We start from the raw sequence: 10,113 nt of genomic DNA, 5'->3' as shown, positions 1-10,113 counted from the left end.
GTTTGTTTCCGGAATCTGCCATGACGGATGCCTTGTTTTCCAGGACCGGACGGATGGCTTGCTGCTTTTTGCCCGTCGAGTCACGCAGCAGGTTTCACGTGGAACGGAAAGTTGTATCCAGTGGCACCCGGAACCGGAGATTGTGGCATCGGTGACACTGTGCGGTGTTGTCGAACCCGGATTGTAGACCCGTAACGATGGTGGAATTGCTCCATGGAATGGCGGGAAGCTTATGAGGTGATTGTTGTCGGCGGCGGTCATGCCGGCTGCGAGGCGGCGCATGCGGCGGCTCGCAGCGGGGCGCGGACCCTGCTCCTGACCCAGAATCTGGAAACCATCGGCCACATGTCCTGCAACCCGGCCATTGGCGGTTTGGGGAAAGGGCATCTGGTGCGGGAGGTGGATGGGCTGGGCGGTATCATGGGGCAGGTGGCGGACCGGGCCGGGATCCAGTTTCGCCTGCTCAATCGCCGCAAGGGACCGGCGGTGCGCGGACCACGGGCACAGATGGACAAGGTGCTGTATCGCCGGGAAATGCGGCGGGTCCTGGAGAGTTGTGCCAACCTGGCCCTGCGCCAGGCCGAGGTGATCGACCTGGTGTGGCAGGGACGCCGGATTGCCGGCGTGGTCACCGATTGGGGGGATCGCTATCAGGCCGGGGCCGTGGTGTTGACCACCGGGACTTTTTTGCAGGGTCTGGTCCATATGGGCGAACGGACCTTTCCAGCCGGGCGTCTCGGGGATCATGCCAGTGTGCCTCTGGCCGCTGGTTTGCGCAACATGGGTCTGGCCATGGGGCGTCTCAAGACCGGGACGCCGCCCCGTCTGGATGGCCGCACCATTCGCTGGCAAGAGCTGACCGAACAACCCGGCGATGATCCACCCGTGCCGTTTTCGTTTTTGACCCAGGCGATCACCCAGATCCAGATTCCCTGTCACATCACCCATACCAATGCCCGGACCCACGCCGTGATTCGGGACAATCTGCATCGTGCCCCCCTCTATTCCGGGCAGATCACGAGCGTGGGTCCCCGGTATTGCCCCTCCATCGAAGACAAGGTGGTCCGTTTTGCCGAACGGGAGAGTCATCAAATTTTTCTTGAGCCGGAAAGTCTGGTCTGTGCCGAAATCTATCCCAACGGCATTTCCACCAGTTTGCCGGTGGCTGTGCAGTGGGCGTTGTTGCGCACGATTCCGGGTCTGGAGGCCGTGGCGATTCTGCGACCGGGGTATGCCATCGAGTATGACATGGTGGATCCCCGCCAGCTTGACGGGGGGTTGGGACTCAAGGAGTGGGAAGGGTTGTACCTGGCCGGGCAGATCAATGGCACCACCGGCTATGAAGAGGCCGCCGGGCAGGGGCTGGTGGCCGGCCTCAATGCGGCCCGGTTTGCCCGGGATTTGGCGGGGGTGCGGTTTGACCGGGCGGGTTCCTATCTGGGGGTGATGATCGATGATTTGATCACTCGGGGGGTGGATGAGCCGTATCGTCTGTTCACCTCGCGGGCCGAGTTTCGCCTTTTGTTGCGGGCCGACAATGCCGATAGGCGTCTGACACCCCTGGGTCGGGAGTGGGGATTGGTGGATGATGCGCGTTGGGCACACTTTTTGGCCAAACAAGAGAGTCTGGAACAGGTCCGCACCCAACTCATGGCAAGCCGGATATCCTTGCCGGATGCCGGGCATGGCGGGGAGCGGATTTCGGGGTGGCAGGCGCTGCGGCGGCAGGATACGGAGATCGACACGATTCTGGCCCTGGCCGGCATCACTCAGGTAGCACCGGATGTTGCCACGGCCTTGGAGGTGGAAGCGCACTATCAGGGTTATCTGGAAAAACAGGCCGTCGAGGTGGAACGGTTTCGGCAGGCGGAGATCATTCGCCTGCCTCCGGATGTGCCTTGGGAGACCATTCCCGGCTTGTCCACGGAGATCAGGCAAAAATTGGGGCGGGTCAGGCCGGAGACGCTGGGACAGGCCTATCGGGTACCTGGAGTGACTCCCGGGGCCATTTCGGCGTTGCTGGTTTGGTTGAAAGGAAAGAGTGTGCCTTCTACTGCGGATTTAGATGGACTGGAAGGGTAAAATCCCGGACAATCTGGGCAGATAAGGGAGTTGGAGCTTTTGGACACTCTTGCAACAAAAACCTGCTGGCACTGTCTGGTCGGCGCAACCTTGAAAATGCTGTTGGAGCCTGTCGGCATCGAGGTGTGTTCGGAAGTTCAGGTCGTCTCTCTCCCGCCCAAGGCAGACCTGATTTTGATCCAGCGCCAGGAAGGTGGTTGGACGGAGGCGCAGCGTCTGCTCCTGGCTGACGGATTGCGGGATCTCGATGCGGACCACATTCTGCTCGAAGTCAAGGTTACCGAAAACCTGCATGAAGGTGTTCTGTCCCAGATCACGGTGTACGACACCTTGTACCTGGAAACCGCCCGTTTGGAGCGGCAGCGGTTGCGGAGCGTCATGATCAGTTCCACAACCCCCCAGCCTGGCTTTCTTGAGCGGTTTGCCTTTGAACCCGTCGGACCGGGCGGCGTTTATGAAAGCAAGCCGCTATGGGGTGGTGCCGTCCGTCTGATTCTGCTGAACGAACTGGCGGATGAGGCTCAAAACGCTCCTTTGAAGTGTTTCGCCAGTCGGCATGAGGAGCGGGCAAAAGCATTCGCGACAGTCAAACGTGCAGGTTTGTTCAGACTCTCTGTTGCATTTGAACGGATCATGGTCGGCCTATGGAGATTGCTGATGAAAGGTGCATTGAATATTCCAGAAATGGAGGGCATCACCCCCGAGGGTGTTACCCAACTTGGGAAGGAATGGTTCGAATCGATGGTGGACATGACACCTGAGGAGGAACTTGTGTCTCTGCCAAAACTTGGACATCTCTTGGTACAAGGCCGCCGGGAAGGTGGGGCCGCCATCCTGCTCCAAATCCTCCATCACCGTTTTTCCAATCTGCCGGCCTGGGTTGAGTCGAAAGTGTTTACCTCTGATCTTGACGCGCTACGTGTATGGACAGACCGGGCAATGAACGCCCGTTCGTTACAGGACGTTTTTGGCAACGAAGCGATCAGCGGAACGATTCAATCGTAACGGGAAGAAACCGTCGCTCAAATCTTGCCGTGCCTGGGGTGGAAAAACGGCAGGTTTCATTGGGAAGCACTGTCGATGATCTCATCCATCTCCGACAGGACCTGATCAATGGTGAAGACGCCCTCACGGTCCGCCTCTTCCTGGGCCGCCAACAGCATGGCCGTGAAATCCTCGCGCCTCTTCTCCTGGTCCCGAAGCAGTCGCAGGGCGCTGCAAACCACTTCGCCGACGTTGCTGAAACGGCCGCTTTCCACGCAGGAGTGGGCAAAGATTTCCAACTCCGGGGTCAGGCTGACGTTGGTGGACATGGTCATCTCCCGTGACAAGGCTTGACAATGGCCCGGATTGTACAGGCATTCCATATACATTCCAACAAAATCATGCAAGAATCGCGACGGTTTTTTTGAAGGATTTTTTGTGCAAACCTGGCAGCGAAAGGCACCCGATTGGAAGCATGGCCCTCTTTTTTGATCCAGGCCGGGGATTTGCTCGGCCAGGCGGTCACGCCCGAACAGGAACGGGCGTTGCGGGCCTATGTGGCGGAATTGACACAGTGGAACGCGCGTTTCAATCTGGTGGGGCCAGGCGGGATGGCAAATCTTCTGACCCGGCACCTGCTTGACTCCCTGCGGTTGGCCCCGGTTCTCTCCGGTCGGGAACGGGTGGCGGATCTGGGGTCCGGGGCCGGCTTGCCCGGATTGATCCTGGCCATTTGCGGCGATCCGGGACAAACAATGGACTTGGTGGAGTCCATACAGAAAAAATCCCGCTTTTTGCAGCATATGGTGGATCATTTGGGGTTGAATGCCCGGGTGCGGGTTTTGAACGCACGGGCGGAAAGTCTGACGCCGGCAGTGCCCTATGATGTGGTGATCTCCCGTGCCCTGGGCAATCTGGCCCTGGGGGCGCGGCTGGCGTTGCCTTTGTTGCGGGTGGGGGGCGAATATGCGACGCTGAAGGGGCGTCGCCATCCGGAGGATGTGGCCGTTTATTTGCGGGATCCGGTCAGTCGGGCCTATGCCCCGCCACAAATTGTGGCCAATGGGGAGGAGGGGGTTTTGATTCGGGTACAACGGGTGAAAGTTTGAGAGGCTGATTTGTTTTATCCGAAGAATTCACAGGCAGGTGTATGGACAGCTTCTGATACTGGAAAAAAAAGGGGCAGGAAATAAAAACGGCGCAAAAAAGTGTGCTGGATTGCAACAAAGAATAAATTGATAGCGTTAAAAATTTGACGGAAGGCATGGCTGGGTCCGTGCCAGAGAGCAGATTGACACAGGCGTGTGGATAAATTGCTACAGGTTCGTGCGATGGCGAAAAAAGGGTGTGTCCGATGGGACGAATCTTGGCCGTGACCAATCAAAAAGGTGGGGTGGGTAAGACGGCCACGGCGGTCAATCTGGCGGCGGCGTTGGGGGCGGCGGAAAAACGTGTCCTGCTTGTGGATTGCGATCCCCAGGGCAATGCCACTACGGCACTTGGAGAAACAAAATCAAGAAGTTCCGGGACGACCTACGCCTTGCTGAGCGGGCAGGGGAGGGTGCAGGATGTGGTGCGGCGCGTGGCCCCGCCTTATCTGGATCTGGTGGTTTCCACCCCGGATTTGAGCGGTGCCGAAGTGGAACTGGTCAATGAACCGCACCGGGAGTTCCGGTTGCGGCAGGCCTTGCGGGAGATCCATGCGGAATATGATTGCATCCTGCTGGATTGCCCGCCATCCCTGGGTTTGTTGACGTTGAATGCCCTGGTGGCGGCGGATGCGGTGCTGGTCCCGTTGCAGTGCGAATACCATGCCCTGGAAGGGTTGGCGCAGCTCATGCGGACCCTGGAAATTGTCCGGGAACGCCTGAATCCGGATCTGGTGCTGGCCGGGATTGTTTTGACCATGTACGATCCGGAGCTGGGTTTGAGTCGGCAGGTGGCGGCGGAGGTGCGGCAACACTTTGGCGAACGGGTTTTTGGGACGCTGATTCCCCGGGATCGGCGGCTGGCGGAGGCACCTGGATTCGGCAAGCCGGCAATCTGGTACGATGTGCGGACGCCGGGTGCCCGGGCCTACCTGGGATTGGCCTGGGAAATTCTGGAAAGTGGTGGTTTGCGGGTGTGATGGACGAACGCCGGGTGCCCGGGCCTGCCTGGGATTGGCCCGGGAAACTCTGGAAAGTGGCGATTTGCAGGTGTGATGGACAAATGCCGGGTACCCGGGCCTGCCTGGGATTGGCCTGGATAATCCTGGCAGGTGGCGGTTGGGAGGCGCGAAAAGCATGGCGGAAGGGATGGGTTTGGGACGGGGTCTGGGGGCGTTGCTGGGAGGGGAATCGGTGGCGGAGGTGGGCCGGCGACGGGTGCGCGAGGTGCCTCCGGATCGGATTGAACCCAATCCCCGCCAGCCGCGCCGGCAGATGGATGCCGGTGCCCTGGAAGATCTGGCCGAATCGATCCGGGCCAATGGCGTGCTGCAACCCCTGCTGGTACGGGTCAAACCCGGCACCAACCCCGCCGAGGAACGCTTCGAACTCGTGGCCGGGGAACGCCGCCTGCGGGCATCCCGGCTGGCTGGTCTGGAGCGGGTACCGGTCCTGGTCCATGACCTGGATGATGGACGCTCCCTGGAGGTGGCCATCCTGGAAAATGTGCAACGCGAGGATTTGAATCCGATTGATACGGCACGGGGTTACCAGCGCCTGGTGGATGAGTTCGGCTACAGCCATGCCCGGATTGCCGAACGGGTGGGGCGCAGTCGCATGGGAGTCAGCAACACGTTGCGCTTGCTGAAACTTCCGGAAGAAATTCTGGACATGGTGGCCACCGGCAAACTCAGCGAGGGACATGCCCGCGCCCTGCTTGGCCTGGAGGACGCCGCCGCCGTCACATCCGTGGCGTCTGCCGTGGCCGAGGCCGGCTTGAGTGTGCGGGAAACCGAGCGACGGGTGCGGGATTTCATCCCCGAATCCACACTGCCGGAAGAGTCCGAACCAACGCAACCCATTGTCGAAGAAAAGAAAAAAAACAACAGCAAACGGCGCGATCCCGCAATCGCCTCCCTGGAAAAGAAATTGGCATCGGAGTTGCGTACCAAGGTCACCATTACCCAACTCCGTGGGCGAGGCAAGATTATCCTGGAATTTGCGTCACTCCAGGATCTCAAGGATTTGGTTCACCGTCTGGTGCAGTCTGATGTGCCCGGGGAAGAGAAAAACAGTCCGGGATGAAAATTGTGTGATTTTTTTCTTGACGGCTTTTTGGAGTTGGTGTAGAAGGGTACCCACACTGTTGCTGAACTGCAACACGGGTGTGGCAAAACAGCAAGACCTGGATGGCCCTGGGAAGGGAAAGACAAACAAACAGGATCAGGTCGCGCTGAAAAGATATAGACCACAATAGGTGGATCACTTTTCTGTAAGGAGGGAGATTTCATGAAAAAGGCTCTTGTACTGGGTGCCGCCGCCATGGCCGCCCTGGCTATCGCACCAAACCCCGCCAGCGCCGGCGAAGTGAAAATGGGCGGGTACTACATGTTCCGTGCGCAAAATACGGACAAAACCGTCACCAAAGATGCCGCCAATACCGATGACCAGCAATATTGGCAACATCGCCTGCAAATGAAGTTCGACATGATCGCCAGCCCCAAGACCCATGCCCACATGGTCTTCCGGGCTTTTGATAATTCCCTGGAAGGTGCCGACTCCGGCTTTGTCCCCGCTCCAGATCCAGACACAACCGGTATGCCCGCTGCCGGGTCCGCAGGATCCACGATCAGTGGTATCGAACGCTCCCGGTTCGGCACGACAGAAAGATTGTGGGATATCCGGCAAGGCTGGTTGGAAACCGAAGCCTGGACCGTCGGCCTGAAAGTCGGCTTCATGCCCATCTCCCTGAACGACCGCATCCTGGTCAACGATGACACCACCGGCTTCGCAACCGTGATGCTCTCCAAGTCCTTCGGCGATATCACTGTGGTGGGTGCCGATGTGCGGGTGCGTGAAGGTAACCTGGGTGTCGGTGGCAACCCGGCCCTCAATGGTACCCTGAATCCGGGTGTCTCCTCCTACAATACCGCCGTAGGCTCCGATGAAGACGATGAAGACCTGTATGTTCTGTCTCTGCTCGGCAAAGCCAGCAACATCAACTATCAAGTGACCGGTGCCTACTTCAATGGCGGCAAAGGTGGCTTCATCTCCAACAATATCAACAGAGCCGAAGATTTCTGGCTGGCCGCAACAGCCGGTGGCGACTTCGCCGGTGTGAATGCAACCGGTACCTTGATCTGGGAAGCAGGTCTGGATGATGGCAGCCCGCTGCTCGGCAATGCGACCCAAGTCAGCCAGTTGAAGGGTGGCGGTGGTCTGGGTGCCGTGCGGTTGGATGGCAAAACCGGCTTCGGTGGCTGGGAAGGCTACGGCTTCTATTCCAGCAAGAATTTCACCAACATCACCCCGAGAAACCAAGTCTGGTCCGCAACGTGGGATCAAGGTGGACCCGGTGGCGTGAAGTTGATGCGGACCTTCGCGACATCAACGGGTGTCTCCAACGTGAGCCAAAACATGTGGGGCGTCGGTGCCGGCCTGATCCTGAATGCCCAAGGCTGGAAAATCAACCCCATGCTTGACTATGCCGCCGTCGTCAAAGATCAGCCCATGGCGGGTGGCGCTCAGGCTGTCTATGATGATGCCTGGGGTGGCAGCCTGATGCTCAGCACCGAAATCGACAAAGGTACCACCCTGCTCCTGGGCGGCACCGCTGTCAAAACCGGCGATGGCCCCGGGAAAACCGCCGCCAGCGCAGCCGATACAATGCATACCGTGCAGGCGGCTGTCAAAATGGCCTTCTGATCACGCTGCAAGCCAAGAAGTTTGAAAGTTGAGAAAAAGGGGGGCAGAAATGCCCTCCTTTTTTTGTTTGATGTGGAATTGAAATGAAAGAATATACCATAATCACATGACTGCCCAGATTCAGGAATATCTTGATGATGCCGGACGCTCTCCATTTGAAAAATGGTTCACCAGACTGGATGGCAAGGCGGCCAACCATGTGACGATTGCCATCTATCGATTGGGACAAGGAAATAATTCTATTTCCAAAAGTATTGGGGATGGTGTCCATGAGCTTCGTATCCATTATGGACCTGGCCTGCGAGTCTACTATGGATGGGATGGTCAAAACCTGGTGATCCTTCTGGGTGGTGGCACAAAAAAGACTCAATCAACGGATATCAGGCAGGCAAAATCCCTCTGGGTGAAATACAAGAGAAGGAAAAAGCTGTGACCACGATGCTGACTAGAAATTTTCATGAAACCGTCATCAATCGGATACGGCAGGATGAATCCTTTCGGAGAGAGGTATTCATTGGCGCTGTGAACCTGCTTTTGGCCGGAGATATCGAGACGGGAAAAGCATCCTTGCGCGACTACATCGAGGCAACCATGGGTTTTAATCATGTGGCAGGTGCCCTGGGTAAAAGTACCAAAAGCATTCAGCGGATGTTGAGCGCCCAAAGCAATCCAAGGCTGGAAAACCTGCTCTTGCTCCTCCAGATGCTCCAGCAACGCGAAGGGGTGGAGTTGAAGGTAATTGGCTGATGTTCTGTTGTTATTGACCACTGTTTTAGTGGGTTGATGGTGGTCATGAAGGGAGGATCAAATCATGTCTGCAAATGTTGTGGTGCGTACCCGGATTGACGAACACATCAAGAAAGAGGCGACTGTCGTTTTGGCGACCATGGGACTTACCGTGTCGGATGCCTTTCGCATGCTGCTGACGCGCATCGCGCACGAGAAGTCGTTGCCTTTTGCACCCATGGTTCCCAATGAGGAAACCATTGAGGCCATGCAGGAAGCTCGTCGGGGTGGCTTGCCTGCGTTTACCACTGTAGAAGGGTTGCTGGCGGATTTGCATGCGGACGATTGAACGCACGGGAAAATTCAAGCGCGACTACAAACGCGAGAGCAAAGGCCAATATCAAAGGGTTCTGGAAAGTGATTTTATCGGAGTTTTGATGGCGCTGGCAACCGATCAACCTTTGGATGAAAAATATCGTGACCATCCCTTGAGTGGTGAATGGCAGGATTGCCGTGATTGTCACATAAAACCTGATTTGGTATTGATTTATCGGAAGCCGGATGAATCGGTATTGCAACTGGTACGGCTTGGATCGCACTGTGAACTTGGCTTGTAATCGCTGGATGGGACATTGACCCGTCATGAATACCCATGATCTTGGCTATACCAGATTTTTTTCGCATTCCCGCATGGTCCAGGATCTCCTGGATGGCTTCATCCAGGAAACCTGGGTCACGGAACTTGATTTTTCGACCCTTGAAAAAGTCAATCCGGTCTACATAAGCGACGATTTTCGCAAACGGATCAGCGATCTGGTGTGGAAAGTCAAATGGCAGGGTCTGGACCAGTGGCTCTACATCTATTTGATCCTGGAGCCACAATCCACAGTGGATGCGATCATGGCCCTGCGCACCGACCTGTACACGAAATTGCTCTATCAGGATTTATGGCAATCCAGACAGATTGCGGTCGGACAAAAATTTCCCCCGGTGGTTCCGATCGTGTTGTACAATGGCAAAAATCGTTGGACGGCTCCCCTGGATATGGCCGACCTGGTCGGTCTCTATCCGCCCGGTCTGGAAATCTACCGTCCACACATGCGCTACCTGTTGATCGACGAGCATCGTTACCTGGAAGGCGATCTGAAAACAATGCAAAATGTGGTTGCGGCCCTGTTCAGACTGGAAAAAAGCCGCACCTTGGAAGATGTTCGACAGGTCGTTCATGAATTGGACTCATGGATGAAAGGTCCGCAGCTGAAGGAATTGCGGCGGACGTTTGCCCATTGGTTGGGACAGATCTTGTTGCCCAGATTGGCAAAACACAGAATGATTATCCCGCATTCCCTACCAGAAATTAACGACTTGCAGGAGTTACATACCATGCTCGCAGAAACCGTGGATGAATGGACCAGAGATTGGGAGCAAAAAGGACTCGAAAAAGGCCGCCAGGAAGGCCGCCAGGAAG

General features: G+C 56.9%; 12 protein-coding genes. 11 read left to right on the top strand and 1 reads right to left on the bottom strand.

The window, feature by feature from the left end:
* Window positions 1-213: 213 nt before the first annotated feature.
* Both mnmG and HQL65_16940 read left to right on the top strand, forming a co-directional pair.
* Complete coding sequence (gene mnmG / locus HQL65_16945; GenBank protein ID MBF0137921.1) at window positions 214-2,082, top strand: tRNA uridine-5-carboxymethylaminomethyl(34) synthesis enzyme MnmG; 1,869 nt, start codon at window positions 214-216, stop codon at window positions 2,080-2,082.
* A gap of 39 nt (window positions 2,083-2,121) precedes the next feature.
* A complete protein-coding gene (locus tag HQL65_16940; GenBank protein ID MBF0137920.1) occupies window positions 2,122-3,087 on the top strand; it encodes a hypothetical protein in 966 nt (321 codons plus the stop codon).
* A 56-nt stretch (window positions 3,088-3,143) separates the two neighbouring features.
* Here HQL65_16940 and HQL65_16935 read toward each other — a convergent pair whose 3' ends face one another.
* Window positions 3,144-3,395 carry a type II toxin-antitoxin system ParD family antitoxin gene (locus HQL65_16935; GenBank protein ID MBF0137919.1) on the bottom strand — a complete coding sequence of 84 codons (252 nt, stop codon included), beginning with the start codon at window positions 3,393-3,395 and terminating at the stop codon, window positions 3,144-3,146.
* Window positions 3,396-3,533: 138 nt separating this feature from the next.
* Between HQL65_16935 and rsmG the strand changes: the two genes are divergently transcribed.
* The 9 genes from rsmG to HQL65_16890 form a co-directional block, all read left to right on the top strand.
* Window positions 3,534-4,175 (top strand): 16S rRNA (guanine(527)-N(7))-methyltransferase RsmG, encoded by a 642-nt coding sequence (gene rsmG, locus HQL65_16930; GenBank protein MBF0137918.1) that lies wholly within the window; start codon window positions 3,534-3,536, stop codon window positions 4,173-4,175.
* A 245-nt stretch (window positions 4,176-4,420) separates the two neighbouring features.
* Window positions 4,421-5,194: a ParA family protein gene (locus HQL65_16925; GenBank protein ID MBF0137917.1), complete on the top strand. Its 774-nt coding sequence runs from the start codon at window positions 4,421-4,423 to the stop codon at window positions 5,192-5,194.
* Between the two features lie 157 nt (window positions 5,195-5,351).
* On the top strand, window positions 5,352-6,299 hold the full coding sequence (locus tag HQL65_16920; GenBank protein ID MBF0137916.1) for a ParB/RepB/Spo0J family partition protein: 948 nt from the start codon (window positions 5,352-5,354) through the stop codon (window positions 6,297-6,299).
* A 204-nt stretch (window positions 6,300-6,503) separates the two neighbouring features.
* Window positions 6,504-7,919: a hypothetical protein gene (locus tag HQL65_16915; protein MBF0137915.1), complete on the top strand. Its 1,416-nt coding sequence runs from the start codon at window positions 6,504-6,506 to the stop codon at window positions 7,917-7,919.
* Window positions 7,920-8,025: 106 nt separating this feature from the next.
* Entirely contained in the window at window positions 8,026-8,352 is a 327-nt protein-coding gene (locus HQL65_16910; protein ID MBF0137914.1) for a type II toxin-antitoxin system RelE/ParE family toxin, read from the top strand.
* 5 nt (window positions 8,353-8,357) lie between these two features.
* Window positions 8,358-8,666: a transcriptional regulator gene (locus tag HQL65_16905; GenBank protein MBF0137913.1), complete on the top strand. Its 309-nt coding sequence runs from the start codon at window positions 8,358-8,360 to the stop codon at window positions 8,664-8,666.
* A 64-nt stretch (window positions 8,667-8,730) separates the two neighbouring features.
* The gene (locus tag HQL65_16900) at window positions 8,731-8,994 is read left to right on the top strand and encodes a type II toxin-antitoxin system RelB/DinJ family antitoxin (protein MBF0137912.1); all 264 of its coding nucleotides are present in this window, start codon (window positions 8,731-8,733) and stop codon (window positions 8,992-8,994) included.
* Window positions 8,981-9,262, top strand: coding sequence for a type II toxin-antitoxin system YafQ family toxin (locus HQL65_16895; protein MBF0137911.1), 282 nt, complete (start codon window positions 8,981-8,983; stop codon window positions 9,260-9,262). The genes HQL65_16900 and HQL65_16895 overlap by 14 nt, the downstream gene beginning before the upstream one ends.
* Before the next feature lie 25 nt (window positions 9,263-9,287).
* Window positions 9,288-10,113: Rpn family recombination-promoting nuclease/putative transposase (locus HQL65_16890; protein MBF0137910.1), on the top strand; the 826-nt coding region annotated here is incomplete at its 3' end.

Source organism: Magnetococcales bacterium, assembly GCA_015228935.1.
In the GTDB taxonomy this organism is placed as follows: Bacteria; Pseudomonadota; Magnetococcia; order Magnetococcales; family DC0425bin3; genus HA3dbin3.
The sequence above is the reverse complement of the archived record's forward strand: the minus strand, read 5'-3'. Positions and strand labels throughout refer to the sequence as shown.

What these genes read in the sequence shown, in the direction of transcription:
- mnmG (MBF0137921.1), top strand. Translation starts at nt 214, where the DNA reads ATGGAATGGCGGGAAGCTTATGAGGTGATTGTTGTCGGCGGCGGTCAT.
- HQL65_16935 (MBF0137919.1), bottom strand. Translation starts at nt 3,395, where the DNA reads ATGTCCACCAACGTCAGCCTGACCCCGGAGTTGGAAATCTTTGCCCAC.
- HQL65_16925 (MBF0137917.1), top strand. Translation starts at nt 4,421, where the DNA reads ATGGGACGAATCTTGGCCGTGACCAATCAAAAAGGTGGGGTGGGTAAG.
- HQL65_16920 (MBF0137916.1), top strand. Translation starts at nt 5,352, where the DNA reads ATGGCGGAAGGGATGGGTTTGGGACGGGGTCTGGGGGCGTTGCTGGGA.
- HQL65_16915 (MBF0137915.1), top strand. Translation starts at nt 6,504, where the DNA reads ATGAAAAAGGCTCTTGTACTGGGTGCCGCCGCCATGGCCGCCCTGGCT.
- HQL65_16910 (MBF0137914.1), top strand. Translation starts at nt 8,026, where the DNA reads ATGACTGCCCAGATTCAGGAATATCTTGATGATGCCGGACGCTCTCCA.
- HQL65_16905 (MBF0137913.1), top strand. Translation starts at nt 8,358, where the DNA reads ATGCTGACTAGAAATTTTCATGAAACCGTCATCAATCGGATACGGCAG.
- HQL65_16900 (MBF0137912.1), top strand. Translation starts at nt 8,731, where the DNA reads ATGTCTGCAAATGTTGTGGTGCGTACCCGGATTGACGAACACATCAAG.
- HQL65_16895 (MBF0137911.1), top strand. Translation starts at nt 8,981, where the DNA reads ATGCGGACGATTGAACGCACGGGAAAATTCAAGCGCGACTACAAACGC.